29 protein-coding genes and 1 riboswitch are annotated in these 26069 nt (G+C 64.7%); of the genes, 11 read left to right on the top strand and 18 right to left on the bottom strand.

The annotated features are described in order from the left end of the window. Positions 1 to 9 precede the first annotated feature (9 nt). The 5 genes from JWJ88_RS01330 to leuD all read right to left on the bottom strand — a co-directional run bounded on the left by JWJ88_RS01330 (position 10) and on the right by leuD (position 3433). Complete coding sequence (locus JWJ88_RS01330) at positions 10 to 543, bottom strand: hypothetical protein (protein WP_205294327.1); 534 nt, start codon at positions 541 to 543, stop codon at positions 10 to 12. 74 nt (positions 544 to 617) lie between these two features. Next, a complete protein-coding gene (locus JWJ88_RS01335; RefSeq protein WP_205294328.1) occupies positions 618 to 1316 on the bottom strand; it encodes a CbtA family protein in 699 nt (232 codons plus the stop codon). 1 nt (position 1317) lies between these two features. Then, the gene (locus tag JWJ88_RS01340; protein WP_205294329.1) at positions 1318 to 1494 is read right to left on the bottom strand and encodes a CbtB domain-containing protein; all 177 of its coding nucleotides are present in this window, start codon (positions 1492 to 1494) and stop codon (positions 1318 to 1320) included. A 37-nt stretch (positions 1495 to 1531) separates the two neighbouring features. Then, positions 1532 to 1739, bottom strand: a riboswitch (cobalamin riboswitch). Positions 1740 to 1784: 45 nt separating this feature from the next. Continuing rightward, positions 1785 to 2837 carry an endonuclease/exonuclease/phosphatase family protein gene (locus tag JWJ88_RS01345; protein ID WP_205294330.1) on the bottom strand — a complete coding sequence of 351 codons (1053 nt, stop codon included), beginning with the start codon at positions 2835 to 2837 and terminating at the stop codon, positions 1785 to 1787. Further along, positions 2828 to 3433, bottom strand: coding sequence for a 3-isopropylmalate dehydratase small subunit (gene leuD, locus JWJ88_RS01350; RefSeq protein WP_205294331.1), 606 nt, complete (start codon positions 3431 to 3433; stop codon positions 2828 to 2830). The genes JWJ88_RS01345 and leuD overlap by 10 nt, the downstream gene beginning before the upstream one ends. 92 nt (positions 3434 to 3525) lie before the next feature. Here leuD and JWJ88_RS01355 point away from each other — a divergent pair, with 92 nt between their 5' ends. Further along, a complete protein-coding gene (locus JWJ88_RS01355) occupies positions 3526 to 4107 on the top strand; it encodes a hypothetical protein (protein WP_205294332.1) in 582 nt (193 codons plus the stop codon). 17 nt (positions 4108 to 4124) lie between these two features. On the opposite strand, the gene leuC is transcribed toward JWJ88_RS01355, so the two are convergent. Further along, a complete protein-coding gene (gene leuC, locus JWJ88_RS01360) occupies positions 4125 to 5561 on the bottom strand; it encodes a 3-isopropylmalate dehydratase large subunit (protein ID WP_205294333.1) in 1437 nt (478 codons plus the stop codon). Positions 5562 to 5855: 294 nt separating this feature from the next. Between leuC and JWJ88_RS01365 the strand changes: the two genes are divergently transcribed. The 4 genes from JWJ88_RS01365 (at position 5856) to JWJ88_RS01380 (ending at position 7729) form a co-directional block, all read left to right on the top strand. Next, positions 5856 to 6089: a hypothetical protein gene (locus JWJ88_RS01365; RefSeq protein WP_205294334.1), complete on the top strand. Its 234-nt coding sequence runs from the start codon at positions 5856 to 5858 to the stop codon at positions 6087 to 6089. Between the two features lie 102 nt (positions 6090 to 6191). After that, positions 6192 to 6620 (top strand): ribosome silencing factor, encoded by a 429-nt coding sequence (gene rsfS / locus JWJ88_RS01370; protein WP_240200171.1) that lies wholly within the window; start codon positions 6192 to 6194, stop codon positions 6618 to 6620. Between the two features lie 3 nt (positions 6621 to 6623). Beyond that, a complete protein-coding gene (gene rlmH / locus JWJ88_RS01375) occupies positions 6624 to 7091 on the top strand; it encodes a 23S rRNA (pseudouridine(1915)-N(3))-methyltransferase RlmH (protein WP_205294335.1) in 468 nt (155 codons plus the stop codon). A gap of 110 nt (positions 7092 to 7201) precedes the next feature. Continuing rightward, on the top strand, positions 7202 to 7729 hold the full coding sequence (locus JWJ88_RS01380; protein WP_205294336.1) for a hypothetical protein: 528 nt from the start codon (positions 7202 to 7204) through the stop codon (positions 7727 to 7729). Between the two features lie 136 nt (positions 7730 to 7865). Here the strand turns inward: JWJ88_RS01380 and JWJ88_RS01385 are convergent, their stop codons facing one another. Further along, on the bottom strand, positions 7866 to 8693 hold the full coding sequence (locus JWJ88_RS01385; RefSeq protein WP_205294337.1) for an LOG family protein: 828 nt from the start codon (positions 8691 to 8693) through the stop codon (positions 7866 to 7868). Between the two features lie 94 nt (positions 8694 to 8787). Here JWJ88_RS01385 and dapD point away from each other — a divergent pair, with 94 nt between their 5' ends. Then, a complete protein-coding gene (gene dapD, locus JWJ88_RS01390; RefSeq protein ID WP_205294338.1) occupies positions 8788 to 9612 on the top strand; it encodes a 2,3,4,5-tetrahydropyridine-2,6-dicarboxylate N-succinyltransferase in 825 nt (274 codons plus the stop codon). A 102-nt stretch (positions 9613 to 9714) separates the two neighbouring features. After that, a complete protein-coding gene (locus tag JWJ88_RS01395; protein WP_205294339.1) occupies positions 9715 to 9966 on the top strand; it encodes a GlsB/YeaQ/YmgE family stress response membrane protein in 252 nt (83 codons plus the stop codon). A gap of 36 nt (positions 9967 to 10002) precedes the next feature. Here the strand turns inward: JWJ88_RS01395 and JWJ88_RS01400 are convergent, their stop codons facing one another. After that, entirely contained in the window at positions 10003 to 10473 is a 471-nt protein-coding gene (locus JWJ88_RS01400) for a YbaK/EbsC family protein (protein WP_205294340.1), read from the bottom strand. A 55-nt stretch (positions 10474 to 10528) separates the two neighbouring features. On the opposite strand from JWJ88_RS01400, the gene JWJ88_RS01405 reads away from it, so the two are divergent. Continuing rightward, a complete protein-coding gene (locus tag JWJ88_RS01405; protein ID WP_205294341.1) occupies positions 10529 to 10846 on the top strand; it encodes a hypothetical protein in 318 nt (105 codons plus the stop codon). 78 nt (positions 10847 to 10924) lie between these two features. Beyond that, entirely contained in the window at positions 10925 to 12175 is a 1251-nt protein-coding gene (locus JWJ88_RS01410; protein ID WP_205294342.1) for a lytic murein transglycosylase, read from the top strand. An 89-nt stretch (positions 12176 to 12264) separates the two neighbouring features. Here the strand turns inward: JWJ88_RS01410 and JWJ88_RS01415 are convergent, their stop codons facing one another. From JWJ88_RS01415 to JWJ88_RS01440, 6 genes are all read right to left on the bottom strand, one after another. After that, a complete protein-coding gene (locus JWJ88_RS01415) occupies positions 12265 to 12756 on the bottom strand; it encodes an RNA pyrophosphohydrolase (protein WP_205294343.1) in 492 nt (163 codons plus the stop codon). Continuing rightward, positions 12753 to 14168 (bottom strand): S41 family peptidase, encoded by a 1416-nt coding sequence (locus tag JWJ88_RS01420; protein WP_205294344.1) that lies wholly within the window; start codon positions 14166 to 14168, stop codon positions 12753 to 12755. Before JWJ88_RS01420 ends, JWJ88_RS01415 begins: the two co-directional genes overlap by 4 nt. After that, positions 14165 to 15400: a murein hydrolase activator EnvC family protein gene (locus tag JWJ88_RS01425; RefSeq protein ID WP_205294345.1), complete on the bottom strand. Its 1236-nt coding sequence runs from the start codon at positions 15398 to 15400 to the stop codon at positions 14165 to 14167. The genes JWJ88_RS01420 and JWJ88_RS01425 overlap by 4 nt, the downstream gene beginning before the upstream one ends. Further along, positions 15397 to 16920, bottom strand: coding sequence for a 2,3-bisphosphoglycerate-independent phosphoglycerate mutase (gene gpmI / locus JWJ88_RS01430; RefSeq protein WP_205294346.1), 1524 nt, complete (start codon positions 16918 to 16920; stop codon positions 15397 to 15399). The genes JWJ88_RS01425 and gpmI overlap by 4 nt, the downstream gene beginning before the upstream one ends. Positions 16921 to 17137: 217 nt before the next feature. Further along, complete coding sequence (gene rlmN, locus JWJ88_RS01435; RefSeq protein ID WP_205294347.1) at positions 17138 to 18322, bottom strand: 23S rRNA (adenine(2503)-C(2))-methyltransferase RlmN; 1185 nt, start codon at positions 18320 to 18322, stop codon at positions 17138 to 17140. Positions 18323 to 18431: 109 nt separating this feature from the next. After that, on the bottom strand, positions 18432 to 18959 hold the full coding sequence (locus JWJ88_RS01440) for an invasion associated locus B family protein (protein WP_205294348.1): 528 nt from the start codon (positions 18957 to 18959) through the stop codon (positions 18432 to 18434). A gap of 149 nt (positions 18960 to 19108) precedes the next feature. On the opposite strand from JWJ88_RS01440, the gene JWJ88_RS01445 reads away from it, so the two are divergent. After that, complete coding sequence (locus tag JWJ88_RS01445; protein ID WP_205294349.1) at positions 19109 to 20095, top strand: asparaginase; 987 nt, start codon at positions 19109 to 19111, stop codon at positions 20093 to 20095. A 208-nt stretch (positions 20096 to 20303) separates the two neighbouring features. Here JWJ88_RS01445 and JWJ88_RS01450 read toward each other — a convergent pair whose 3' ends face one another. From JWJ88_RS01450 to fsa, 4 genes are all read right to left on the bottom strand, one after another. Further along, complete coding sequence (locus tag JWJ88_RS01450; RefSeq protein WP_205294350.1) at positions 20304 to 21062, bottom strand: TSUP family transporter; 759 nt, start codon at positions 21060 to 21062, stop codon at positions 20304 to 20306. 136 nt (positions 21063 to 21198) lie between these two features. Next, complete coding sequence (locus JWJ88_RS01455; protein ID WP_205294351.1) at positions 21199 to 22137, bottom strand: tyrosine recombinase XerC; 939 nt, start codon at positions 22135 to 22137, stop codon at positions 21199 to 21201. Continuing rightward, entirely contained in the window at positions 22134 to 22844 is a 711-nt protein-coding gene (locus tag JWJ88_RS01460) for a DUF484 family protein (protein WP_205294352.1), read from the bottom strand. Before JWJ88_RS01460 ends, JWJ88_RS01455 begins: the two co-directional genes overlap by 4 nt. Continuing rightward, complete coding sequence (gene fsa, locus JWJ88_RS01465; RefSeq protein ID WP_205294353.1) at positions 22844 to 23497, bottom strand: fructose-6-phosphate aldolase; 654 nt, start codon at positions 23495 to 23497, stop codon at positions 22844 to 22846. Before fsa ends, JWJ88_RS01460 begins: the two co-directional genes overlap by 1 nt. Positions 23498 to 23769: 272 nt before the next feature. Here fsa and JWJ88_RS01470 point away from each other — a divergent pair, with 272 nt between their 5' ends. Then, complete coding sequence (locus JWJ88_RS01470) at positions 23770 to 25971, top strand: primosomal protein N' (protein ID WP_205294354.1); 2202 nt, start codon at positions 23770 to 23772, stop codon at positions 25969 to 25971. The last annotated feature ends 98 nt before the right edge of the window (positions 25972 to 26069 follow it).

A 26069-nucleotide genomic window follows, 5' to 3' on the forward strand; every position in this document is an offset into this window, starting at 1 on the left:
CGGCCTATTTCAGGGCGTCGCGCATATGGCCGGGTCGGGCAGACCCTCGGCCTCGGCGCGGATGGTGACGGGGCGTTCGGGCACGGTCAGGCCAACGGCAAGCGGCTGGCCCGCCACGGTCAGCGGGCGGTGGTCGTTCGAGGTCAGTTCGACCAGCAGCCGATCTTGGGGAGCAAGCGCGTCGAGGTGATGGGCCGGGCCATAGAGCCGGGCGACCTTGGTGCCGTTGAGGTAAAGATGCGCGTGGCCTTCGCCCATGCGGGCGGAAAGTCCCGCATGTTCGGGGGCAAAGCCAAAGCCCTGCGCCTGAATGAACAGGTTCCAGCCCGAAACGCTGTCAGGCTCCAGCCGGGCCGAGATGGTGGCGCTGCCGGGCGGCAGGTCGATGGGCGGGCCGTGGTCATGGGTCATGCCCTGTGCGCTGTGCCCATGCCCGCCATGATCGTGGCCGTCCAGCGTGATGCCATTGGCGGCGGCGATGACAAAGCCCATGCCGCCGCCGAAGATCAGGCCGATCAGCAGCATCGGGATCGAGCGGTCCATGACGTTCCCCGGTTCGGTTCTGGAAAAGGCCGGGCGCGCAACACCACGCCCCCGGCCAGCCGTACCTGCCCTGATCAGGCGGTTTGCGGCAGGGGTGCGTTCTGGCCTTCGCGTTGCCAGAACCAGCCGCCCAGCAGGCCAAGCAACACCCAGGCCATCGCCCCGGCACCCAGCGCGCGACCGGCGAATTCGGCCGAAAGCTCGGGCGGGACCGGACCGATATAGGCGTCGGGCTGCGGCGCGCCGATCAGATGCGGCGCAAGGATCAGCACGAGCGCCGCCCCCCAGGCCGCCCAGCCCTTGCCAAAGGCGATCAGCCACAGCGCCAGCCCTGTCGCCAGCGCGGTGCCCAGCCACCAGATGGCACGGATCTCGACATGGGCGGCGCCGACGCCCGGCACCTCGGGGGCAAGGCCGAAGGCGGGGGCAAGCTGCATGGTCAGAAAGCCCGCAAGCCCCCACAGCAGACCCTGCCGCGCCGTGACCGCATTGCCCTGCGATTCGGAAACCGCCATCAGCGCCATCAGCATCAGCCCATAGCCGGCATAGACCATCATGGTGAACAGGACCGACAGCCCGTTGCGGGTCCAGTCGAAGGGCCCAATATCCTGATGCGCGTCGATGACATCGGCGCCGAAGTGAACCAGTTGGCCGGATTCGTAAAGTTCGGCATGAAGCAGTACGGGCTGCACGAAATATAGCTGCAACAGGGCGGCAATCAGCCCCGTTACAGCACCAGCGATCAATCCGCTGGTCAAAATGCGTGAGAACATGTCAGTGGCAGGGAAAGCCGGTGGCGTGACGCACGTCATGGGCGGCGTCATGCAGGGTCTCGGCCTGCACCAGCCCGGCCATGAAGATCAGCCCGAAGCCGATGGCGAAAACGGCGATGGCCGGAAACAGGACCGAGGCCCGGCTGACGCCGGTTGCGGTCATTGGTTTTGCGGTCATTTGCGACCCTTTCCTGTAGTCGTCCAACCCGACGACGTTGTGGTTTCACGCATCGGCAGGTCTCCTGGCTCACGGGTCACGGCAGACGCCCGCCTTCCCGGCCCAATATGATGGCCAGTGGCGTGATGGGCGTCCGCTCTCCGTCTACAGTCGCGGGGGCGGCTGCGGATTGGGCCCCGGATATCCAAGGCCGCACCGCATTCCCTTTTGGCCCCGTATGGGGCACCGATACACGGGCATATTACCCGTGATGCTGCACCTGCGGCAAGCGGAATCAGGGACGGGGAGAATCAGGGGCCGGGGGGCCAGTCCAGATCGACCCAGACCAGCCGATGCGCTGATGCGGTCAGCGCAGCATCGGCCAGCAGCCCCTCGGCTGGCCAGAACACCCCCGCATCCAGCACCGTCAGCGGCTTTGCGGGCAGGACGTAATCAACGCGCAGATTGCCCGGCGGCCTGTCGTCGGGCCAGTCGCCGGTATCAAGGCCCGGATCGCCCCTGTGGCTGTCGTTGACGCCGCCTTTTGCCGCGGCCCCGCCGGCGCTGCGAGGCAGGGGATCGGTGACATGATCCATGATTCGGGCCAGCGCCTCGGGGCGGCCCTCGCTGTCCATGGGGTCCAGGTTCAGGTTCCCCGCCAGCACGAAGGGCCCCTCGGGCAAGTGATGCAGCCAGAACGCCAGTTCGTCATGGTTGCGCCGCCCGTTCAGATCCTCGGGGCCGTCGAAGACCGGAGGCGTCGCAGACATGGCCAGCAGGTGCAGCGGCTCGTTCCCGACCGCGATCACGGCGTCCCAATGCGCGGTCGAGGACAGGCGGCGGACCGCTGCGACCTTTTCGGGCAAAGGCGGCATCAGGTGGCCGGGCAGGTCGCGCCACAGGGCATCCGTGTAATCCGTGACCGGCCCGATCGGATGGCGCGACAGGATCGCCATCCCGCCCTGCCCGGAAAAGCTGCCGAACCCTTGCGCGTCGTCCGCCGTGGCAAGCCGGCCGTCGTCATTCAGGTCCAGCCCGGTCGCCATCCCGGAATTCGGGCGGGCAGCGAAGCGGTGCGGATAATCCAGCCCCGCCCGCGCCAGCTTTGTGGCAAAGGCCTCTAACGCGCGCCCCTCAAGATCCCAGTCGAAATCGGTCAGCAGCAGGATATCGGGCCGGGTTTCGGCAATGACCTGCACCGCTGCCTCGATCTGCTTGTCCTCGCGGCCAAGGTCTCGCAACAAAAGCCCCGGCCCGTCGCGAGACAGGTCGGGGCTGTAACTTGCGATCCGCAGGGGATCGGCGCTGGCGGCAAATCCCAAGGCGGCGACCAGCGCCGCCCCGGCAAAGGCCCTTACACCCAAGGCCGGCTCTGGGTCATCTGCGCCTCATAGGTGTCGATGGCCGAGGCTTTTTCCATGGTCAGGCCGATATCGTCCAGCCCGTTCAGCAGGCAGTGACGGCGGAAGCTGTCCAGTTCGAACGGGAAGCTTTGCCCATCCGAGGTGGTCACGGTCAGGTTTTCCAGATCGACGGTGATGCGGGCGTTGGCGCCCTTTTTCGCATCTTCCATCAGCACGTCCACGACCTCTTTCGGCATCATGATGGGCAGGATGCCGTTCTTGAAGCAGTTGTTGTAAAAGATGTCCGCGAAACTGGTCGAGATCACGCAGCGGATGCCGAAATCCAGCAGCGCCCAGGGCGCATGTTCGCGCGACGATCCGCAGCCGAAGTTGTCACCGGCGACAATGATCTGCGAATCGCGATAGGCTGGCTGGTTCAGCACGAAATCGGGGATCTCGGAACCATCGGGGTTATAGCGCATCTCGTCGAACAGGTTTTTCCCCAGACCCGAGCGATGGATCGTCTTCAGGAACTGTTTCGGGATGATCATGTCGGTGTCGATGTTGACCAGCGGCATGGGGGCCGCGATGCCGGTCAGGGTGGTGAACTTGTCCATATCTTGATCCTCGCAGAATTGACTTGGGGCGCACGTCCCCGTTAACCGAGACCCATCCGGCGCGCTGCGCCCCAAGAATACGGGTTTCGCTGATGTTTTTTGGGTTTTCCAGCTTCTCGGCCCTGCGGGCCTGTATCGCGCACGACTGGACGCCGACCATTGGCGACCCCGAGATCACCGGCTGGCTGACGGTGCTGTCCTATCTGATCTGCCTGCTTCTGGCGCTGAGGGTCCTGTTCCGCCGTCCGGCCGGAGCGGCGCGGGGGTTGTGGCTGACCATTGCCGTGCTGATGGCGTTTCTGGCGGTGAACAAGCAACTGGACCTGCAAACCGCGCTGACCGCCACCGGACGCTGCATGGCTCGCGCGCAGGGCTGGTATGACAACCGTCGCCTGGTGCAGTTGGCCTTCATTGCCGGGCTGGTGCTGGGGGTGGTGATCACGCTTGTCTGGGCGACGAAAATCCTGCGCGGGCACATGCGCCGCAACGGCCTCGCCCTGCTGGGGCTGGCCGTGTTGTGCGGTTTCGTGCTGGTGCGCGCGGTGGGCTTTCATCATGTGGACATGCTCATCAGCGCGGATTTCGCGAACGTCGGATACAATTTCTGGTTCGAGAACGCCGGGCTGCTGTTGATTGCGATCAATGCCGTCGTGCTTTTGCGGCGGGGCCGCTAGGACCCCGCCCAAAGCCGTCAGACGGTTTCCGCCAGAAGCTCGCGCACATCGGTCAGGTGGCCCTTGATCCCCGCCGCAGCCGCCATGACCGGCGACATCAGGTGGGTGCGGCCACCGCGGCCCATGCGTCCCTCGAAGTTGCGGTTCGAGGTCGCGGCGCAGCGTTCGCCCGGCGAAAGCTGGTCGGGGTTCATGCCCAGGCACATCGAGCAACCGGCCAGACGCCATTCGAAACCGGCGTCGGTAAAGACCTTGTCCAGCCCCTCCTCCTCGGCTTGCAGGCGCACGAGGCCCGAGCCGGGAACGACCATGCCGCGCACGCCCGGCGCCAGCTTGTGACCCCGCAGGATCGAGGCCGCGGCGCGCAGATCCTCGATCCGGCCGTTGGTGCACGAGCCGATGAAGACCGCGTCGATCTTGATCTCGTTCAGTGGCGTGCCCGGCTGCAGGCCCATATAGTCCAGGCTGCGGCGCGCGGCCTCCACCTTGCCACCTTCGAAATCCTCGGGGGCGGGGACCTTGTCGGTGATTGCCAGCACGTCCTCGGGCGAGGTGCCCCAGGTCACGACCGGGGCGATGTCCTCGCCGCGGATGGTGACGACCTTGTCCCAATGCGCGCCCTCGTCGCTGAACAGCGTCTTCCACCAGGTCACGGCGGCTTCCCAGGCGGCGCCTTTCGGGGCATGCGGGCGGCCCATGCAATATGCAAAGGTCTTTTCGTCGGGCGCGATCAGGCCGGCGCGGGCGCCGCCTTCGATCGCCATGTTGCACACGGTCATGCGGCCTTCCATCGACAGGTCGCGGATCGCTTCGCCGCAATATTCGATGACATAGCCGGTGCCGCCGGCAGTGCCGGTCTTGCCGATCACGGCAAGGGTGATGTCCTTGGCGGTCACACCCGGGCGCAGCTTGCCGGTGATCTCGACCTTCAGGTTCTTGGACTTTTTCTGGATCAGCGTCTGGGTGGCCAGGACATGCTCGACCTCGGAGGTGCCGATGCCATGCGCCAGTGCGCCAAAGGCGCCATGCGTGGCGGTGTGGCTGTCGCCGCACACCACCGTCATGCCGGGCAGGGTCCAGCCTTGTTCCGGGCCGACGATATGCACGATGCCCTGGCGGACATCGCTCATCGGGTAATAGTTCAGCCCGAACTCGCGGGCGTTCTTGTCCAGTTCGGCGACCTGAATGCGGCCCTCGGGGTTTTCGATGCCGTTTACGCGGTCGGCGGTGGTCGGCACGTTGTGGTCCGGCACGGCGATGGTCTGGTCGGGGCGGCGCACCTTGCGTCCGGCCATCCGCAGCCCCTCGAACGCCTGGGGCGAGGTCACCTCGTGCACCAGATGGCGGTCGATATAAAGGATGCAGGTGCCATCCTCGGAACGCTCGACCACATGGGCGTCGAAGATTTTGTCATAGAGGGTGCGGGGCGCGCCCGCATTGGTGTTGCCGGTCATGGCTGTCTCTTTTCTGGAAGACTAGCTGGGAAAGGGCGGAGGGGTGCCGCAGTTCGCGGCGGGACGCGCGCAAGCGTCCGCTGCCGTCAAAGTCGTGCAGTGACGGACAGGCTTTCGCCGTAGAACCGGCCCGGAAGCCGGGCGCGATCATGAATGTCGAAATAGACGAATCCTCGCATGCCAGAAGTAATAGGCCGGATTCACTTCATATTCAATATCGGCACACGGCTCTGTTAATTCCAAGTTGAGAAATGGGCCCTATTTTCGGCGGAAAAGACACGGAAAGGACCCATCATGCTGATTCGCATCATCCTGCGGGCGATCCCCCTGATCTGCGTGGCCGTTTTTGCGCTGGCCGTGCATGTGGCGGACACGCCGCTTAAGCAGGCACGGGCCATGGCGGGTGTCGAAACCTGGCAGTTGAGCTGGGCGGCGGGGCAGGTGCAATGTGCCGATCCTTTGGGGAATTTGCCATATTTTGTCTGTCGGGCAGGGCCTGCGGCCAGAAATCCGCCGCACCTGCATTGAGCGGACGAGATTCCGTGCTACATTGATAAGGCCCCGGCGCCGGGGGAGATCGGCGTGATGACCGGAGGATGAACCCTGTCCAATACCGTCTCGCCGGCTGCTGTGCCGGCTGCGACCACCGCGGAATCGGGGCTGACAAGCGATCAGCTACTGGACCGCATTCTTGCCTCTCTCGACGACGACAAGGCCGAGGATGTCGTGACCATCGACTTGCGCGGTCGTTCGGCCATGGCCGATCACATGGTGATCGCCTCGGGCAGGAACGCGCGTCAGGTGGCCTCGATCGCCGAAAAGCTGGTCGAGCGACTGAAGGAACAGACCGGCCGTCCGGCCCGGATCGAGGGCAAGGAAACCGGCGATTGGGTGCTGATCGATACCGATGACGTGATCGTCCATATCTTCCGCCCCGAGGTGCGCGAATTCTACCAGTTGGAAAAGATGTGGATGCCCGCCGACGCGCTGCGCTCGGCCACGCTTGACCGGCTGCGGGCCGAACATGCGGCCGACGAGGCCCGCAAGCCCCAGATCTGACCCATGCGCATGGTCATTGCCGCGGTCGGGCGGCTGCGGCAGGGCCCCGAGGCGAAACTGATCGCCGATTATCTGGACCGCCACGCCAAGGCGGCCCGGGCCCTCGGCCTGCCCGCCGTGACGCTGACCGAGGTTGAGGACAGGCGCGGCGGCGGTATGATGGCCGAGGCGGCGCTGCTGGCCAAGGCGATCCCGGACGGTGCCGCGCTGGTGGTGCTGGATGAGCGTGGCCAGATGGCCAGTTCCCCGGAATTCGCAGCACGTATCGCCGACTGGCGCGATCAGGCGCGCGACGTTGCCTTTGTGATCGGCGGCGCGGACGGCATTGACCCCAGTCTGCGCGACCGGGCCGATCTTGCCATCAGCTTTGGCCGCATGGTCTGGCCGCATATGCTGGTGCGCGTCATGCTGGCCGAACAGATCTATCGCGCGACGACGATTCTGGCTGGCAGTCCCTATCACCGGGAATGAACCCATTAAAATGGTTAGAATTTTAGGAAAAAGCCCGGCAAGGAATCGGTGAAAGCCCGATTTCATCCGCTACGCTGGACCCGTCCAGATCACGAACCGTCGGGTGCGTCATGATTCCAACTGTCAACCAGACCCCGGGCCGTGCCGGCCCTGCCGCCACGCAGACGGCCGAAGTTATCAGTTCTGCTGTGACACGTGCCCAGCCCGAGGTGCCTCCGGTCGCGGAAACCGCCGTAGTGGACAGGGATATGCTTCCTGACCGCTGGGGCACCGGTCGACGGGACGGAACGTCCACGACTTCGCAGCAGGATCCGCATTCCACGACCGAGGAGATCGAGGCGCCACTGGATCGCGCCCTGTTTCAAGCCAAGGTGATCGCGCTCCTGACCGAAGTCTATGGCGATGACGCATGTTTTCAGCGCGCGCTGAAACTGGGGACCGTCACTGTCCGCGCCATCGAGGACCAGCCCGCGCCCGAGATGCGGCCCGAATTGTCACATGCGATCTATTGCCATGGTGCGGCCCAAGCGCATGAGCCATCGACGGCCTTGGATCGGCCGGCCGAGGGGCTGGTGCCCGTGAACAATGCCGTGGGGGATTTCATCGCGTGGTGGCCGAAACAGCCGGCGCCCGACTAAACCAGACGGGTCGCCGTTGCAGACAGGATGCCGGGCATTCCCGTGGACATCACCCAAACCCGGACCGAACAGAACGTAGCGGGGGAAACGGATCAGCAGGACGGGCCGGCTGATCCTTGTCCTGATGCCGTCATCCTCAGGGGCAGGGCACCACCCAGTTGTCGATGATCTCGACCGCCTCGTCGGCGCTTTCGACAAAGCTGATCAGGTCCAGATCCTCGGGGCTGATGGTGCCGGCTTCGGCCAGCGCCTCCCAGTTGATGACCTTGTGCCAGAACTCGGGCCCGAACAGGATGAATGGCACGCGCTTCATGCGGCCGGTCTGAATCAGAGTCAGCGCCTCGAACATCTCGTCCATGGTGCCGAAGCCGCCGGGGAATATCGTCACCGCCTTGGCCCGCATCAGGAAATGCATCTTGCGGATGGCGAAGTAATGGAAGTTGAAGCACAGGTCCGGCGTCACATAGGCGTTCGGCGCCTGCTCGTGCGGCAGCACGATGGACAGCCCGATCGAGTTGCCTCCGGCCTCGTGCGCGCCCAGGTTTCCGGCCTCCATGACCCCCGGACCGCCGCCGGTGCAGATCACGTTCTCGGCGCCATAGGTTTTCAGACTGCGTTCCGTCATCAGCCGGGCAAAACGGCGCGCTTCGTCATAATAATGCGACAGGGCGGCCAGCGTGGGCGTGCGCGCCCCTTCGCGCCGCTCGGGCGAGGGGATGCGGGCGCCGCCGAACATCACCACGGTCGAACGAATGCCGCGCGCATCCATGACCATCTGCGGTTTCAGCAGTTCAAGCTGCAACCGCACCGGGCGCAGTTCCTCGCGCAGCAGGAATTCGGGGTCGGTAAAGGCCAACCGATAGGCCGGCGCACGCGTTTGGGGCGTGTCGGGGGTGGTCTTTGCCGTCGCCGCGTCCTGCTGGCTGTCGCGAAACGGGTGGCTGCGCTCGTCTGGTTCCGTCATCCAATCCTCTGGCAGAAACTGCCGCACATTGCGCGGCCGAAGCCCTCGGCTTATAGCCCTTGCACAAGAGTTTCCACCGTTGAGAGGCCAGACCATGTCGAATGACGCACTTGAAGCCGCCATCGAATCCGCCTGGGAGATCCGCGACCAGATCAACCCCACCACCAAGGGTGAGGTCCGCGACGCCGTCGAGGCAACGCTAGAGGCGCTGGACAAGGGCGTGCTGCGCGTCGCCGAAAAACGTGGCCAAGACTGGCATGTGAACCAATGGGCGAAAAAGGCCGTGCTGCTGGGTTTCCGCCTGAAGGATATGGAGATCCACGCCGGCGGCCCGCAGGGCGGCACCTGGTGGGACAAGGTGGACAGCAAGTTCGCCGGCTGGGACGAGAGCCGCTGGCGCGATGCGGGTTTTCGCGGTGTGCCGAACTGCATCGTGCGCCGCTCGGCCTATATCGCCAAGGGCGTGGTGTTGATGCCCAGTTTTGTCAATCTGGGCGCCTATGTCGATGAGGGCACGATGGTTGATACCTGGGCCACGGTCGGTTCTTGCGCACAGATCGGCAAGAACGTGCACCTGTCGGGCGGCGTCGGCATCGGCGGTGTGCTGGAGCCGATGCAGGCCGGCCCCACCATCATCGAGGACAACTGCTTTATCGGCGCCCGGTCCGAGGTGGTCGAAGGCTGCATCGTGCGCGAGGGCTCGGTCCTGGGCATGGGCGTCTTCATCGGCCAATCCACCAAGATCGTGGACCGCGAGACCGGTGAGGTCATGTATGGCGAAGTTCCGGCAGGCTCGGTCGTCGTTGCCGGTTCGATGCCCTCGAAGAACGGCGTGAACCTTTACTGCGCGGTGATCGTGAAACGTGTCGATGCGCAGACCCGCTCCAAAACCTCGATCAACGAACTGCTGCGCGACTGAAGCGTGGCCTGGCCGCATCACCGCACAGCGATGTGATGCGGCCGTGAACCGAACCGGCGCTGGCGCGTTACCCCGCATATCGTCATGCAATCGGAGGTTCACATGCAGGGTTTGGGTTGGCTGGCCGCAATCGTTGTCGGCGGTCTGGCGGGTTGGATCGCCAGCAGCATCATGAAGGCTGATACGGGGGTTTTTCTCAATATCATCCTGGGCATTGTCGGCGCGGTGATCGGCAATACGCTTCTGGGTCTCGTGGGGCTGAATGCGCAGGCGGGCAGTTGGCTCGCGCAGGGTGTGGCCGGTCTGATCGGCGCGGTGGTGCTGATCTGGCTTTATCGCGCGGTGGCAAGATAGCGAAAAGCGGGGCGGGTTTTCCCGCCCTTTTTGCTGTCATGCGGTGAAATCCGCCTGTCGGGCGCCGGTAACACGGATCAGATCGTCCGGCGCGATGGCAAAGACATGGCGGGGCGTGCCCGCCGCCGCCCATACGGTGCCAAAGTCCAGCAGGCGCGGGTCCACCCAAGCCTCGATCGGGCGCAGATGTCCGACCGGTGCCACGCCGCCGATGGCAAAGCCTGTTTCGGCCCGGATCAGATCCGCATCGGCCTTGCCCAGTTTTTGACCCGCTATTTCGGTCGCCTTGGCCGGATCGACGCGATTGCCGCCAGCGGTCAGGAACAGCACGACATGGCCGGTATCCTCGCCGCGAAAGATGATCGATTTGGCGATCTGATCGACCTCGCAGCCGACCGCCGCCGCCGCCCCCTCGGCCGTGCGGGCGCTGTCGTCGGTCTCGCGGATATCCGCCACAAGGCCGGCGGCCTCCAGCGCCGATTGCACGCGTCGCAAGCTCTTGCTCATTGTCACCTCCGTCCGTTCGGGCGATATGACGGCAAATCGCGACAAAGGGAAAGCCATGCAACAGGTCTATACGCTTCTGGTCCAGGTCGGCCGCAGCACGGATGACGGTTTGCCCCAGGACGCTACCGGCGGGGCGCTGGTTTGCTACGCCTCGGGCAAGGACGAGGATGAGGCGGTGCGTGAAACCGTCGCCATCCTGAAGCAGGCCGGCCTTGCCCCCATCGAGGTCACCGGCCATGGCACGATCGACGAACGACTGGCCGAAGGTCACGAGATCCCGGATGAGGAACGCGCCCTCATGGGCCGCGCGCTGAACGAGAACGCGGTGATCGTCGCGCAGATGGAGCCGCTCTACGACGACGAAGACGACTGATCCGCCCCTATCCAGCCGCGCCATGCTGGGCTAGACTGGCTGGAACAAGAAAAAAGAGCAACGGAACGGACAGGCAGAATGACCAGACGCATCTTGCGCATTGCGACCTCGGCTGTGCTGACTCTCGCCCTTGCAGGCTGTGGCGCGTCGATGAACCGGGCCCCCGGAGGTGCCGGGGGTTATTTCGGCGGGCTGCCCACGGCAGGCGGGCAGGGATCCGAGGCAGGTTTCCAGAACTGGAAGCAAAGCTTCCGCCCGCGCGCCTTGGCGGCCGGCATCTCGCCCCAGGTCTTCGACAGCGCCATGGCAGGCGCGCATTATCAGCCCAGCATCGTCGCGCTTGATGGCAAGCAAAGCGAATTCACCAAGCCGATCTGGGAATATCTCGACGGTGCCATCGGCACGCGTGGCGCCACCGGCCGCGCCAAGGCTGCGCAATACGCCAGCACACTCTCCGCAATCGAGGCCCGCTACGGCGTCCCGCGCGAGATCGTGCTGGCTATCTGGGGCATGGAATCGAACTTCGGTGCCAATCGCGGCAATACCCAGATCGTGCCGGCTTTGGCGACGCTGGCCTATGACGGCCGTCGCGGCGAATTCTTTGCCAGCGAGTTGGTTTCGGCGCTGCGTATCATCCAGTCCGGCGATGTGGACAGCAACCACATGGTCGGCAGTTGGGCCGGCGCCATGGGGCATACGCAATTCATGCCGTCCTCTTTCCTGTCGCACGCCGTGGACTTCAACGGTGACGGCCGCCGTGATATCTGGTCGAACGATCCCACCGATGCGCTGGCCTCGACGGCGTCCTACCTGCGCCAGAATGGCTGGCGACCCGGCCAGAGCTGGGGAACCGAGGTCATCCTGCCGCAAGGCTTCGACTTCACCCAGGTCGGAAAGTCAGTGCAGCACCCGGGCTCGCAGTGGGCGGCGATGGGGGTACGCACGGCCAGCGGCGCGCCCGTGCCCTCGGGTTCGATACTGGCCCCGGCAGGGGCTCGCGGCCCGGCTTTCCTGATAACCGACAACTTCCGGGCCATCCTGAAATACAACACCTCGGACAGCTATGCGCTGGGCGTGGCCTATCTGGGCGAGGCCATCGCCGGCCGCTCCGGCATTCAGGGTGCCTGGCCACGAGGCGACCGCACCCTGTCGAACACCGAAAAGGCCGAGATCCAGCGGCTGCTGATGGCAAAGGGCTTCGACACCGGCGGTGTGGACGGCAAGCTGGGCAGCCAGTCAAGCGAGGCGATCAAGGCGTTCCAGCGTTCGCGCGGCGTCACGCCTGACGGCTATGCCGATACTCGCCTGCTGGCCATGCTGCGGGGTTGAAATGAAAAGGGCGGCCCGCAAAGCCGCCCTGCATTTCTCTGTTGCCCAAATACCCATGCGCCCGCGCTGCTGGGCAAGGCGCCGGTAATTCAGGCCAGAATGCCCCGGAAATCCGCCAAAACCCGGGCATAGACATCGCGCTTGAAGGGCACGATGCTGTCGATCAGGTCTGCGGCCCGCATCCATTGCCATCGGTCAAACTCGGGGTGCTCGGTCGCGATCTGCACCGCGGCGTCCTCACCCAGAAACCGCATGGCGAACCATTTCTGTTTCTGGCCGCCATAACGCCCCTTCCAGACCTTGCCCAGCAATTCCGGGGGCAGGTCATAGGTCACCCAACCCTGCGATTCCGCCAGCACATCGACCAGATCGGGGGTGACGCCGGTTTCCTCGACCAGTTCGCGCAATGCGGCCTGCCGTGGAGTTTCGCCCTTGTCGATACCTCCCTGCGGCATCTGCCAGGCTGGGCCGGGATTGTCGATGCGCTGCCCGGCAAAGATCAGCCCAGCCGGATTGACAAGGACCACCCCGGCGCAGGGCCGGTAAGGCAGGCCCGACGGGCCCAGCACTTCCGCGCTCATTCCGCCTGCGCCCCCTGACCCGAGTCCTCGCCGGTATTGGCGGGCTTCACGGCTTCCGAGACCTGCTGGGCGTGATAGTCCACCGCTGCCAGCCCCTTGAGGATATCGACCGCATAAGCAAGCTGATAGTCCTCTTCGCGAAGCTTGGCGGTGGCCTCGACCTGCTTGGCCTCCTCCTCGATCTGCTTGCGCTCTTCGTCGCTAATCGAATCATTGTTCAGCGCACCGCGCAGATCGGCTTCGGAGTTCAGGAATTTCGACTGGGTCCGGGGCTTGCCGGCCTCGTCCTCTTCCTGCGGCTTGGGCGCGGGCTGCTCGACGATGATGTCGGGCTGGATGCCCAGCGACTGGATCGAGCGCCCCGAGGGCGTGTAATAGCGCGCGGTGGTCAGGCGGATGGCGCTGTCGGCGGTGACCGGCATCACCGTCTGAACCGAGCCCTTGCCGAAGCTTTTGGTGCCCACGACAATGGCGCGGCGATGGTCCTGCAGCGCGCCGGTCACGATTTCCGATGCCGATGCCGAGCCGCCGTTGATCAGCACCACCATCGGCTTGCTTTCGGCCAGATCGCCCGTCTTGGCATTCCAGCGCTCGCTTTCCTCGGGCTTGCGGCCGCGGGTCGAGACGATTTCGCCCTTGTCGAGAAAGGCGTCCGAAACCTCGATGGCTTGATTCAGAAGCCCGCCCGGGTTGTTGCGCAGGTCCAGCACAAAGCCCGTGACCTTGTCGATCCCGCCGGCATCCTTGATCGCCTTGGCCATCTCGGTCCGCAGCGTGTCGATGGTTTCGTCGTTGAAGGTGGTCACGCGCAGCACCACGGCATGGCCTTCGATGCGGGTTTTCACCACGGTCAGCTTGATCGTGTCGCGGGTGATCGTCAGATCAAAGGGCTCTTTCTCGCCCTCGCGCAGAATGGTGATAAGGATTTCGGACCCGACCGGGCCACGCATCTTCTCGACCGATTCGTCCAGCGACAGGCCCATCAGCGATTCGCCGTTCACATGGGTGATGTAATCGCCCGCCTTCACGCCGGCCTCGGCGGCGGGCGTATCGTCGATGGGCGAGATGACCTTGACCAGCCCGTCCTCTTGTCCGACCTCGATCCCCAGCCCGCCGAAGCTGCCCCGGGTCTGGGTCTGCATGTCGTCGTAATCCTTGGCCGACAGGAAAGAGCTGTGCGGGTCAAGCGAGGTCAGCATGCCATTGATTGCGGCCTCGATCAGCTTCTTGTCGTCCACCTGTTCGACGTAATCGCCGCGCACGCGTTCGAATACGTTGCCGAACAGATCAAGCTGCTCATAGACCGAAGCGTTCTTGCCCGATTCCTGCGCGACCAGTGGGCCGGCGAATTGGGTGGCGACGGTAATGCCCGCAAGCGTGCCGATCGCCCCTGCCAGAAGATAATGTTTCATTCAGTTCCGTCCTGCCCGGTTGCGTTGCGGCCCGTTTCGTTCGCGGCCTCTCCGACTATGGGATTCATCACGAACCACTCTGTCGGGTCCAGTGTTTCCTTGCCTTTGCGGAGTTCAACATACAGTGTCTCAGTCTGTCCAGCTCCGCCTCCGGCTGCTGCATTGGCGACGAATTCGGCGCCGAACTCCTGTGCGGGCGGTTCCTGCCCCCCCATAAGGCCGACCGGCTCGCCTGCCGCCAATACATCGCCCGTCTCTCCGAATACCTGCGCCAGACCGGCAAATATCATCAGATAGCCCCGCGCGGGCTCAACGATCATCACATTGCCGTAATCCAGCAGCGGACCGCGATAACGGATGGTCGCAGGCCATGGCACCGTTACCAGCGCGACGGGCGAGGTGGCGATGACCAGACCCGGCCGGCGCACGCCCGCAGCGTCGGGTTCGTCATAGCGGTGCAGGACACTGCCCAGCACCGGCAGGGACAGGCTGCCCTGCGCGCCTTCAAAATCGGCCATGGGTGCGCCGACGTCCTGCTCCATCCCGGCGATGCCCGTGGCAAAGGCGTCCAGCGTATCGGCCGATTGCACCAGCGCGGTTAATTCCTGGGGATCTTCGCCAAAGCGCACCGGCAGGCTGGAGCGGTCGGTTACGGCCGAGGCCAAAAGCCGCCGCGCCTCTTGCACCTGTCCCAACCCCTGCGCCAGCGTGTTTGCACCATTAAGCTGGATCGTCCGCACGGCGCGGATCTCTTCCAGCTTCTGTTGCATGTCCCGGGCCTCGGCCTCCAGCCCCGGCGCGACCGAGGCGAGGATCATTCCCGCCCGTGCAGAGGCTTCCGGCCCCGCAGGATGCAGCAGCAGCATGGTTTCGGGTGATTTCTGCATCGAGGTCATCACCCCCAGCACCCGGCCCAGCCGATCCCGGCGTGCGTCGAATTCTGCGCGGATTTCCTGTTCCCGAATGCCGGCGCGGCGCAATCCTTCGCGCAGTGCCGCCAGGCCTTGCTCATAGGCGCGAATCATCCGGGTCAGCGAGGCGACCTGATCGTCCTCGGTCAGTGCCTCATCCAGTTGGCTCACCGCGGCGCGCAGCATATCGGCGGCCTCTGCCGCCTCTTGCGCGGCCTGCGTCAGTTGCGAATCACCTTGGGCAGAGATCGCCGGCTGTGCCGGAGCCGTTGAGCTGATGGCAAAGGCCATCAGGACCGGCAAGAGCAGTCTGGGTTTCATGCGCGCTCGATCAAAGAGGTGCCGGTCATCTCGGGCGGCAGGTCAAGTCCCATCAGGTCCAACACGGTCGGTGCCACATCGGCCAACCGGCCGTTGCGCAGCTTCGCGCCCTCAGGCCCGCCAAAGACGATGACCGGGACCGGGTTCACGGTATGGGCGGTATGCGGGCCACCGGATTGGGGATCGATCATGGTTTCGCAATTGCCGTGATCGGCAATGACCACGGCCGCGCCCCCGGCCTTTTCCAGCGCGTCCAGCATCATGCCCAACCCCCGGTCCACCGCCTCGCAAGCGCGGATGGCGGCGGGCAGGCTGCCGGTATGCCCGACCATGTCGGGGTTGGCATAGTTCACCACGATCAACTCGTAGCCTTCCTGAATGGCCCCAACCAGCGCCTCGCTAACCTCTGGCGCGGCCATTTCCGGCGCAAGGTCATAGGTCGCCACCTTGGGGCTGGAGGGCATGAAGCGATCCTCGCCCGGTTCCGGCGTTTCCTTGCCGCCGTTCAGGAAAAAGGTGACATGCGGGTATTTCTCGGTTTCGGCCAGACGAAATTGCTTCAGCCCTTTCTGGGCGACCCACGCGCCCAGCGTATTCACCACCTGCCGCTTGGGATAGGCGGCATCCATGTATTTGTCATGTTGGGTCGAATAATCGACCATGCCCAGCAAAGCTGCCCATTCAGGCCGGGGACCGGCATCGAAAGCGGTGAAATCCGGCTGGCCGATCGCGGCAAGGATCTCTCGCGCGCGGTCGGCGCGGAAGTTGAGGCAAAAGAACCCGTCGCCATCTTTCGCGCCGGCATAACCGTCGATCACGGTGGGCTGGATGAACTCATCGGTTTCGTCACGGGAATAGGCGTCGACCACCGCTTGCGCGGCATTTTGGGCGGACAGTCCCTCGCCACGCAGCATGGAGGCATGGGCGCGGGCGACACGATCCCAGCGGTTGTCACGGTCCATCGCGTAATAGCGGCCGATGACGGTGCCGATGCGGGCGGCCTTGGGCAGCTCGCCCTGAAGCTCGGCAATAAAGCCCATGGCCGATTTCGGTGGCACGTCGCGGCCATCGGTAACGGCATGGATCACCACAGGCACACCCTTGTCGGTGATTGCGCGGGCGGCGGCGACGACGTGCTGGATATGACCATGCACCCCACCGTCCGAGACGACACCCATCAGATGCGCCGTGCCGCCGCTGACCCGCAGCTTGCGGATAAATTCGCCAAGCCCGGTGTTTTCGTAGAAACTGCCGTCCTCGATGGCGAGGTCGATCTGGCCAAGATCCATGGCCACCACGCGGCCGGCACCGATGTTGGTATGACCGACCTCGGAATTACCCATCTGGCCGCGGGGCAAGCCGACATCGGGGCCGAACGTCACCAGTGTGCCATGAGGGCAGCTCCGCATCAGTCGGTCGAAATTCGGCGTCCTGGCCTGATCCGGCGCGCTTTGCTCGGGGCGCGAGGAAATGCCCCAGCCATCGAGGATGCAAAGGACGACGGGCTTCGAACGGGTCATGCGGCACCTCTTTCGCGGATCCCGACGCTTCTACGACCGCAGGACGCGCAGGGCAAGTTCAGCGCGGGCCGTGCCGGATTCGTGAAGAGACAGCGTTCCGCTGGCGGCACTGTCCTATGGGTATTTATACAACGAAGAAAATCGGGCGCGCCCCGCGTCGGCTTCTTTGTTGCCCAAATACCCATGCGAGTTGGCCGCAACAGTTGCGAAAGAAGCCTCAGGCGCCGGTCTCGGTGGCGATTTGCGCGGCGGTCTTGCGGCCGCGCTCGGTGGCGGATTTCAGTTGGCCGCAGGCGGCCATGATGTCCTCGCCGCGGGGGGTGCGGATCGGCGAGGCGTAGCCAGCCTTGTAGATGATGTCGGCGAACGCCTCGATCCGTTCCCGGCTGGAGCGGCGATAAGGTGAACCGGGCCATTCGTTGAAGGGGATAAGGTTCACCTTGGCCGGGATGCCACGGATCAGCCTGACCAATCGCCGCGCGTCTTCGTCGCTGTCGTTCACACCGTCCAGCATGACATATTCAAAGGTGATGCGTTCCGAGTTCGACAGTCGCGGGTATTCGCGCAACGTGTTCAGCAACGCCTCGATATTCCATTTGCGGTTTATCGGCACGAGCTTGTCGCGGGTTTCATCGGTGGTGGCGTGGAAACTGACCGCCAGCAGGCAGCCGATTTCCTCGGCGGTTTTGGTGATCTCGGGCACGATGCCGCTGGTGGACAGCGTGATGCGGCGGCGCGACAGGCTGATTCCCTCGCCATCCATCACCACCTTCATGGCATCGCGGACATTCTCGAAATTATATAGCGGCTCGCCCATCCCCATCAGCACGACGTTGGATACCAGGCGCGTTTCATCCCGGGGCTCGCCGGGGTTCGGCCATTCGCCGAGATCGTCGCGGGCGACCATCACCTGGCCGACGATCTCGCCCGCGGTCAGGTTGCGCACCAGCTTTTGCGTGCCGGTGTGGCAAAAGGAACAGGTCAGCGTGCAGCCTACCTGGCTGGAAATGCACAGCGTGCCGCGCCCTTCCTCGGGGATATAGACCGTCTCGACCTCATGTCCGCCGGCGATGCGCAACAGGTATTTGCGCGTTCCGTCGGCGCTGACCTGACGGGTTACGATTTCGGGCACCGCGATCTCGAACTTCTCGGCCAGAAGTGCGCGGTAGTCCTTGGCCAGATTGGTCATCTGGGTGAAATCGCGCATCCCCCAGTGATAGACCCATTGCCAGATCTGGCCCACGCGCATCTTGGCCTGCTTTTGCGGTGTGCCGGCCTCGACCAGCGCGGCGTGCAACTGATCCCGGGTCAGCCCGACGATGTTGCGGCGCGATGTCTCGGGCAGCTTGCGCGGGATGGTCAGCAAGTCCTGGGTGATCGGGGCGGAGGTCGGGGCGTTCATGGCTGCGGGTCCGGGCGGCGAGGGGGCAATGGGCCTATATAGGGCAGGGTGGCCCAAAAGAAAACAGGGGCGCGAGCCCCTGCTTGTATTCAGTTCCGACTGGTGCGGCCTATTTGCAGGCGGCCTGCGCCTTGTTCGTGGCGGCGGTGATGCCTGACAGGCTGAAGGTGTCCTTGGTTACCGTGCCGCGCGCCGAGCGCCCGGTAATCACGGCCGAAGAGCCCGCACGCAGCGCGGTAACCAGCTTGGCGTCATCGGCAGGCGACCCGGTCCAGGCACTTTCGCCGTCGGTGAACAGCTTGAAGACATTGCCGCCGATATTCACCTCGACTGCGGAATCCGGTGCGAAGGGATAACCGCCCGAGAACGAGACCTCGCCGTTCTGGCCGGGGCGATAGGCGACGTAAAGCCGGATGTCGCCACGGGTCACTTCCCTGGGCTTGCCGTTGGCATCCAGGTTCTGGGTGGATTTCGGGGCCGATACTGCCCAGCATTCTTTTGGGCTGTTTGCAGAGAAGATAGTCCAGTCGCCCTCGGTCCCGACGACGTTCGTCGAGTCCTGGGCCAGGACCGGCGAAGACGCGGCGATCGCAATTGCGGCGGCTGCCGCTGCGGCGCGCGGCGCGAATTTCAACATGCTCTGGCCTCCTGCCATGGTCCGGTTTGTTCCGGCTTGTTGCCGATGACGGTGGTGTTTTCAACCATCTGTCGGCAAGATAATGCGAAAATGACGGTGTGAAAAACCCCCGTTAGCGAAAAATCGCGTGATTGTCAGAGGAAACAGCCATGACAGCAGCCAGACTCATCGAATTGTGGCGGGGCGGAACGCGTGAAAGTGCCCATTTGGGACATGTGGTGATCTCGGATGCGAATGGCATCGTCGAGGCCTGGGGCGATCCGGGGGCGGTGATCTATCCGCGCTCGTCATGCAAGATGATCCAGGCATTGCCCTTGGTCGAAAGTGGCGCGGCTGAGGCGGCCGGGCTGGGAAGCGAGCAGCTGGCACTGGCTTGCGCAAGCCATGACGGCGCCCGTATCCATACCGACCGGGTTGTGGCCTGGCTGTCCGCGCTGGGTCTGGAAGAGGACGATCTGCGCTGCGGCGCCCATATGCCCAATGATCCTGCCGAGCGAAAACGGTTGACCTGCACGGATGAAAGCCCCTGCCAGATCCATAACAACTGCTCGGGCAAGCATGCCGGGTTCCTGACGCTCAAGCGCCACATGAAGGCGGGACCCGAATATGTCGAGATCGACCACCCGGTGCAGCGTGCCGTACGCCGCGCCTTCGAGGAGATGACCAAAGAAACCGCTGCCGGATGGGGTATCGACGGCTGTTCGGCGCCTAATTTCGCCTGCACGGTCGAGGGTTTGTCCTGTGCCATGGCCGGCTTTGCGCAACCGGGCACGGGTGTGCGGGGTCAGGCGCAGCGGCGTTTGGTCGAGGCGATGCTGACCCATCCCGAACTGGTCGCGGGTGAAGGCCGCGCATGCACAGAACTGATGCGTGCGATGAAGGGGCGCGTCGCCGTAAAGACCGGGGCCGAGGCGGTTTTTGTCGGCATTGTCCCCGAACGAGGGCTGGGGATTGCGGTGAAAATCCTGGACGGCGGCACGCGAGGGTCGGAGGCCGCAATCACCGCCATTATGGTGCATCTGGGCTTGCTGGAGGAGGGTCATCCGGTGGTGCAAAAATACCTGACCGGCCCATTACGCAACTGGCGGGGATTTTCGACGGGCGAACTGCGGTGCGCCGAGGGCTTTCCAAGCTGAAGCTTCTACGGTGGTAGAGATTGGTCCTGCCTGTTTCAATGGCATGGGGGCTTTGCCCCCGCGCGTTCCGCGCTCCCCCAGGATATTTAAGCAACAAAGAAGCTTAGGTCCGGATCTAACCCTTGCCTTGTTTCTTTCGTGGACAAATATCCTGCGGGGGAAGCCCGTCGGCTTGTACGACGGGCGTGGGGGCGCAAAGCCCCCATCTTTATAAAAGCTGCCAGATCAGCCGCAGCGCCAACACGGTTGAGGTCACGACCAGGAGCGGCTTGATAACCCTTGCGCCGATCCTCATCGCCAGCCGTGCCCCCAGCATGGCGCCTGCGATCTGCGCCAATGCCATGATCGCGCCGATCAGCCACAGCGGTTTGCCCACTGCGGCAAAGGCGACCAGCCCGCCCAGATTGGAGGCAAAGTTCAAAAGTTTGGTATGCGCCGTAGCCTTCAGAATGCCGTAACCTGCCAGCATGACGAAACCCAGCATGAAGAACGATCCCGTGCCGGGTCCGACCAGCCCGTCATAGAAAGCGACGAGGGGCACGACCGTGGCGGTGAAGAGGGGCGGTGAGATGCGGCGTATCCGGTCGGTGTCGTTCAGTCCCGGCTTGAGCGCAAAAAAGGCGGCGATGCCGATGAGCACCACCGGCAGGCCGTAGTGCAGGGCCTGCGCTGGGATCCAGGTGACCAACAGCGCACCACACAGCCCCGCCGCGAAGGCAACCGCCGCCGCTCCGATCTGCTGGCGCGGGTCCACGAGCCCTCGCCGGGCATAGGAGATTGCTGCCGTGGCCGCGCCAAAGACCCCTTGTACCTTGTTCGTGGCCAATGCCTGTGCGGGCGGCACGCCTGCCAGCATCAGCACGGGCACGGTAATGAGCCCGCCGCCGCCGGCGATGGCATCGACGAATCCGGCCGCGAAAGCCGCGCCGGCAAGCAGAAGAACCAGGTCGAAGGAGAGCTCGAGCATCGGCCTCCTTTGAGGTTCCATGCAGGAAATGTAAAGCCGGTGCCGGCGGCTTTCGTCATGGGTATTTGGGCAACGAAGAAGCCGGGAGCGCGCAAGAGGCAGAGATTGGTGCGGCAGCTTGGGGAGAGTGCGGCGGTCAGGCGCGGGGGTGGGCGGCGCGATAGACGGCCAGCAGATGCGCGTCGTCCACCCCGGTATAGACCTGGGTGGTGGACAGGCTGGCATGACCCAGCAGTTCCTGAATTGTGCGCAGGTCTCCTCCTGCGGCCAGAAGATGCGTTGCGAAGGAATGGCGCAGGGCATGTGGTGTCGCCGTCGGCGGCAGGCCCAGCACCTGGCGTGCCTGACGCATGGTGCCCGAGATCAGCGTGGGGTGAAGCCGGCCGCCGCGCGCCCCTCGAAACAGGGGTGAGCGGGGTTCAACGGGGAAGGGACAGAGGCGCAGGTATTCGCCGATGGCGTCGCGTGCGATGGGCAGGACGGGCACCTGCCGTTCACGCCCGCCTTTGCCGCGGATGGTCAGCGCCTCGCGCAGCGGCCAATCGGCGCCGTCGAGTCCCAAAGCTTCCGAGATACGCAGTCCGCAGCCCCAGAGCAGCGTCAGAACCGCGACGTCGCGCGCGGCGATCCAGGGTTCCGGGTGGGTGTCGCCGGTGATCGTGAGAACGTCCTGCGCCTGCTGGGGCGCCAGCGGGCGAGGCAGCGAGCGGGTATATTTCGGGCCGCGTGTGGCCAGCGCCTTGGACGCGTCGAAGCCATGCCTGTCCGACATCCAGCGGATAAAGCTGCGGGCCGCCGAAAGCCGGCGCGCCAGCGAGCGGGCGGAAAGCCCGCGGCCGCGTTCGGCGGCGGCAAAGGCGCGCATGTCTGATTGCGTCAGCCCGCCCAGTGTCGCCGGCAGGGCGGGAGAGCCATGATAGCTGCCCAGAAAGGACAGGAAGGCCAGCAGATCGGCTTGATAGGCGCGGATGGTGTGGTCGGAACGGTCACGCGTTGCGCGCTCGCTGTCCAGCCAGCGCGCCAGGTTTTCGGCCATGGCCGGGGCCAGCGCCAATGGCTCGGCCCCGCTGGTCATTTCCGCAGCCAGGAGATCAGCATCAGCCGGAATGCCTGGCCGAAAAAGCGCAAAAGGTCGGTGCCCTGAGCCGGGTTGAAACGCCCCACATCGGCCGACCCCATCAAAAGCAGCGCCGGGACGCGGCCGGGTCCAAGGTCGATCGGCAAGAGCACTTCCGAGCGAATCGGCGCGCGGGCATCGCCATGGAAGGGCAGGGTTTCGGGCGCCACGCGGCGCAGCACGATGTCGTCGCCGCGCGGCATGCGCCGTCCGCCCGAGATAAGCTGCGCCACTGTGCCAGCGGGGGCGATCAGCAAGGGGCCGCCGCTTTCGGGCGCGGGCATGGCGCCACCCGATTCCATGACCAACCGCAGCGTTTCCACGCGCAGGATCGGCGCGACGGCGATTTCAAGGTTTTCCAGAAACTCCTCGAAATCCATCGGTTCCAGCAGGGACAGCACGGCCCGGTGGACGGTGTTCATCCCCGACTGATTGTCATAGGCGGCCGAGATCACCGATTCATGCGCCGCCTCCAGCCGGTCCAGCCGCGCCTCCAGCGCCTGCATGGCCCGGCCACGGATGTCGATGACGTTCTCGCCGACCTCGGCCTCGCGCGCGCCGATCAGCGCGCGCATCAGGTCCCGGTCCGAAAGGATCAGTTCGGGCTGGGCCAGCAGCCGGGTACGGATGTCCTCGGCCAGTTCTGCGCCGGATTGCTCGTCCATCAGACGATCTTTTGCCCGGTCTTGGCCCAGTCGGCGTTGAACTGTTCCAGACCCTTGTCGGTCAGCACGTGATTGGCCATCGCCTTGATGACCGCGGGCGGCGCGGTGATGACGTCTGCGCCGATGAGGGCCGCGTCGGTGATATGGTTCACCGACCGGATCGAGGCCGCGAGGATTTCGGTCTGGAAATCGTAGTTGTCATAGATTTCGCGGATCTGGGCGATCAACTCCATACCGTCGAAGTTGATGTCGTCCAGCCGACCGATGAAGGGGCTGATGAAGGTGGCGCCGGCCTTGGCGGCCAGAATCGCCTGAGCGGCCGAGAAGCACAGCGTCACGTTGACCTTGTGCCCTTGCGACGACAGCACCTTGCAGGCTTTCAGCCCGTCCCAGGTCAGCGGCACCTTGACGGTGATGTTGGACGCGATCTTGACCAGATGCTCGCCCTCGCGGATCATGTCTTCGGCCTTGTTGGCCACGACTTCGGCGCTGACGGGACCTTCGACGATGTCGCAGATCTCTTTCGTGACTTCGAGGATGTCGCGGCCGGATTTCAGGATCAGCGAGGGGTTGGTGGTGACGCCGTCCACCATGCCCAGATCGTTCAGTTCGCGAATCGCGGCGACGTCGGCGGTATCGACAAAGAATTTCATGTGGAGGAGCCCTTCTTGCGGATTTGCTGCGGGTTTAGCGCATAACAGGCAGCGCGTGAAGTCCGGTGCGCGGGTTGCGGCGCGGGGCGTGGACGTGTCACTAGTGGCGGGTATTCAGCCGCACCATATCAGCCACAGCCGCAGGAGAAATGAATTGGAAGTTTTTCAGCCCGATCTTGCCGATTTGCTGCCATTTCTTGCCGCCGGACCGTTTCTGGCCGGCTACTGGCCGCTGTTTGCACTGATCGGCTGGGCGGCGCTGCCGGCCTGAGATGTCCCCGCCGCTTTTTTATCCCCATGGCGCGCGTATCGCGGTTCTAACGCAAGAAGTGGTCGGTGTGCTGGACTATCTTGCGCCCGAAGGAGGGGTGCGGCTGGGCCAGCTTGTCATCGTGCCATTGGGCCCGCGCCGGGTGATGGGCGCGGTCTGGGGGCCGGGGGTCGGTGATTTCGATGCGGCCAAGCTGCGGCCGGTGGCACGGCTGATAGATGCGCCCCCGCTGGCGCCGGGGATGATCGAGTTCCTGACCCGGATGGGGGAATACACGCTGACGCCTCTGCCCTCGCTGTTGCGGATGGCGACGCGGGCGCCGGATCTGGACCAGCCGCCCTCGGCGCGGCGCATCATCCATCGCGCCGGTCCACCGCCCGAGCGCATGACGGACGCCCGGGCCGCCGTCCTGCGGGTGATCGAGGATCATGGCGGCGCTGGGTTCGCCCCCGCCGAACTGGCGCAACTGGCCGGGGTCAGTTCGGGTGTGGTGCAGGGGTTGGTCAAGGCCGGCACGCTGGCCGAGGTTCTGGCGCCGCGCGACACGCCCTATCCGCGGCTGGACCCCGATTTGCCCGGCAAGCCGCTTGCCCCGGATCAGCTTGAGGCGGCCGAGAACCTGCGCGCGGTGCTGAAAAGCCGTGCCTATGGCACGACATTGCTGCGCGGCGTCACCGGCTCGGGCAAGACCGAGGTTTACCTTGAAGCCGTCGCGGAATGTTTGCGTCAGGGACGGCAGGCGCTGGTATTGCTGCCCGAGATCGCGCTGTCGGCCGAGTTCCTGAACCGGGTCGGGGTGCGCTTCGGTGCCCGTCCGGGCGAATGGCATTCCGGCATCACCCGGTCCGAGCGGCGACGGCTGTGGACGATGGCGGCGCAAAACCATGTTGGCATGGTGGTCGGCGCGCGTTCGGCCCTGTTCCTGCCCTTTGCCGATCTGGGTCTTATCGTTGTCGATGAAGAACATGATTCCTCATATAAGCAAGAGGATGTGGTGTATTACAGCGCCCGCGACATGGCGGTGCTGCGCGCCAGTGTCGAACAGGCGCATGTGGTGCTGGCCTCGGCCACGCCTTCGGTCGAAAGCTGGGTGAATGCGGGGCTGGGGAAATACCGCCGTCTTGACCTGCGGGCGCGGTACGGCAGTGCCGAATTGCCCGAGATGGGAACCATCGACCTGCGCCAGCAAGAGATGGAGAAGGGCCGTTGGATCAGCCCGCGCCTTGCCGCCGAGATCAACGACCGTCACCGGCGGGGTGAGCAGTCGCTGCTGTTTCTGAACCGCCGGGGCTATGCGCCGATCACGGCCTGTCGCGCCTGCGGGCAGCAGATCGGCTGCGAGCATTGCGATGCGCGCATGGTCGAGCATCGCTTTCAGAACCGGCTTGTCTGCCATCAATGCGGCGCGACCCGCCCGATCCCGACCGCCTGCCCAAGCTGCGGGGTCGAGGGCAAGATGACCGCCATAGGCCCCGGTGTCGAACGGCTGGCTGAAGAGGTGGCCCAGCGTTTCCCCGAAGCCCGGGCCAGCGTGCTGTCCTCGGACCTGTTCCATTCTGCCCGTGCGCTGAAAGAGGCGATTGCCGAGATCGGCGCGGGTGGCACAGACATCATCATCGGCACGCAGATCGTCGCCAAGGGACACAATTTCCCGCGCCTGACTTTGGTGGGCGTGATCGACGCCGACCTTGGGTTGCAGGGTGCGGACCTGCGCGCGGCAGAGCGGTCGTTTCAGTTGATGCGGCAGGTGGCCGGCCGGGCAGGGCGCGAAGGCGGCGAGGCGCGGGGGCTGGCGCTTTTACAGACCTACCAGCCCGACCATCCGGTAATCCGGACGATCCTGTCGGGTCAGGATGAGGAGTTCTGGGATACCGAGGCAGCGGCGCGGCAGGCGGCGGGCATGCCGCCCTTTGGCCGGCTGGCGGGGATCATCCTGTCGCATCCCGACCAGCCGGTGGTCGAGGATTATGCCCGTGATCTTGCCCGCCGGGCCGCGCCTTTGGCTGCGGTCGGGGGCGAGCTTTTCGGCCCTGCACCCGCGCCGATCACCCGCATCCGGGGGCGCTATCGGATGCGGATGCTGATCCGCGCGCCACGGCAGGCGCCTTTGCAGGGTGCGATTTCGCAATGGCTGGCCCAGGCACCCAAGCAGCCCACGAATTTGCGGCTGACGGTGGATATCGACCCGCAAAGCTTTCTGTAAACCGGGTGAACGCAGACCTGTCTGCCCGGACCTGCGCCGTGGGTCGTCGGCCGCTGAACAAAGTAACACCCGGGAACCCTTCTGGATCCCCGGGCTGC

It is taken from the genome of Paracoccus methylovorus (assembly GCF_016919705.1).
GTDB classification, from domain to species: Bacteria; Pseudomonadota; Alphaproteobacteria; order Rhodobacterales; family Rhodobacteraceae; genus Paracoccus; species Paracoccus methylovorus.

Bases quoted from the DNA above. Each gene is read 5' to 3' on its own strand.
- JWJ88_RS01330 (WP_205294327.1), bottom strand. From the start codon at position 543: ATGGACCGCTCGATCCCGATGCTGCTGATCGGCCTGATCTTCGGCGGC.
- JWJ88_RS01335 (WP_205294328.1), bottom strand. From the start codon at position 1,316: ATGTTCTCACGCATTTTGACCAGCGGATTGATCGCTGGTGCTGTAACG.
- JWJ88_RS01340 (WP_205294329.1), bottom strand. From the start codon at position 1,494: ATGACCGCAAAACCAATGACCGCAACCGGCGTCAGCCGGGCCTCGGTC.
- leuD (WP_205294331.1), bottom strand. From the start codon at position 3,433: ATGGACAAGTTCACCACCCTGACCGGCATCGCGGCCCCCATGCCGCTG.
- JWJ88_RS01355 (WP_205294332.1), top strand. From the start codon at position 3,526: ATGTTTTTTGGGTTTTCCAGCTTCTCGGCCCTGCGGGCCTGTATCGCG.
- leuC (WP_205294333.1), bottom strand. From the start codon at position 5,561: ATGACCGGCAACACCAATGCGGGCGCGCCCCGCACCCTCTATGACAAA.
- JWJ88_RS01365 (WP_205294334.1), top strand. From the start codon at position 5,856: ATGCTGATTCGCATCATCCTGCGGGCGATCCCCCTGATCTGCGTGGCC.
- rlmH (WP_205294335.1), top strand. From the start codon at position 6,624: ATGCGCATGGTCATTGCCGCGGTCGGGCGGCTGCGGCAGGGCCCCGAG.
- JWJ88_RS01380 (WP_205294336.1), top strand. From the start codon at position 7,202: ATGATTCCAACTGTCAACCAGACCCCGGGCCGTGCCGGCCCTGCCGCC.
- JWJ88_RS01385 (WP_205294337.1), bottom strand. From the start codon at position 8,693: ATGACGGAACCAGACGAGCGCAGCCACCCGTTTCGCGACAGCCAGCAG.
- dapD (WP_205294338.1), top strand. From the start codon at position 8,788: ATGTCGAATGACGCACTTGAAGCCGCCATCGAATCCGCCTGGGAGATC.
- JWJ88_RS01395 (WP_205294339.1), top strand. From the start codon at position 9,715: ATGCAGGGTTTGGGTTGGCTGGCCGCAATCGTTGTCGGCGGTCTGGCG.
- JWJ88_RS01400 (WP_205294340.1), bottom strand. From the start codon at position 10,473: ATGAGCAAGAGCTTGCGACGCGTGCAATCGGCGCTGGAGGCCGCCGGC.
- JWJ88_RS01405 (WP_205294341.1), top strand. From the start codon at position 10,529: ATGCAACAGGTCTATACGCTTCTGGTCCAGGTCGGCCGCAGCACGGAT.
- JWJ88_RS01410 (WP_205294342.1), top strand. From the start codon at position 10,925: ATGACCAGACGCATCTTGCGCATTGCGACCTCGGCTGTGCTGACTCTC.
- JWJ88_RS01415 (WP_205294343.1), bottom strand. From the start codon at position 12,756: ATGAGCGCGGAAGTGCTGGGCCCGTCGGGCCTGCCTTACCGGCCCTGC.
- JWJ88_RS01420 (WP_205294344.1), bottom strand. From the start codon at position 14,168: ATGAAACATTATCTTCTGGCAGGGGCGATCGGCACGCTTGCGGGCATT.
- JWJ88_RS01425 (WP_205294345.1), bottom strand. From the start codon at position 15,400: ATGAAACCCAGACTGCTCTTGCCGGTCCTGATGGCCTTTGCCATCAGC.
- gpmI (WP_205294346.1), bottom strand. From the start codon at position 16,920: ATGACCCGTTCGAAGCCCGTCGTCCTTTGCATCCTCGATGGCTGGGGC.
- rlmN (WP_205294347.1), bottom strand. From the start codon at position 18,322: ATGAACGCCCCGACCTCCGCCCCGATCACCCAGGACTTGCTGACCATC.
- JWJ88_RS01440 (WP_205294348.1), bottom strand. From the start codon at position 18,959: ATGTTGAAATTCGCGCCGCGCGCCGCAGCGGCAGCCGCCGCAATTGCG.
- JWJ88_RS01445 (WP_205294349.1), top strand. From the start codon at position 19,109: ATGACAGCAGCCAGACTCATCGAATTGTGGCGGGGCGGAACGCGTGAA.
- JWJ88_RS01450 (WP_205294350.1), bottom strand. From the start codon at position 21,062: ATGCTCGAGCTCTCCTTCGACCTGGTTCTTCTGCTTGCCGGCGCGGCT.
- JWJ88_RS01455 (WP_205294351.1), bottom strand. From the start codon at position 22,137: ATGACCAGCGGGGCCGAGCCATTGGCGCTGGCCCCGGCCATGGCCGAA.
- JWJ88_RS01460 (WP_205294352.1), bottom strand. From the start codon at position 22,844: ATGGACGAGCAATCCGGCGCAGAACTGGCCGAGGACATCCGTACCCGG.
- fsa (WP_205294353.1), bottom strand. From the start codon at position 23,497: ATGAAATTCTTTGTCGATACCGCCGACGTCGCCGCGATTCGCGAACTG.
- JWJ88_RS01470 (WP_205294354.1), top strand. From the start codon at position 23,770: ATGTCCCCGCCGCTTTTTTATCCCCATGGCGCGCGTATCGCGGTTCTA.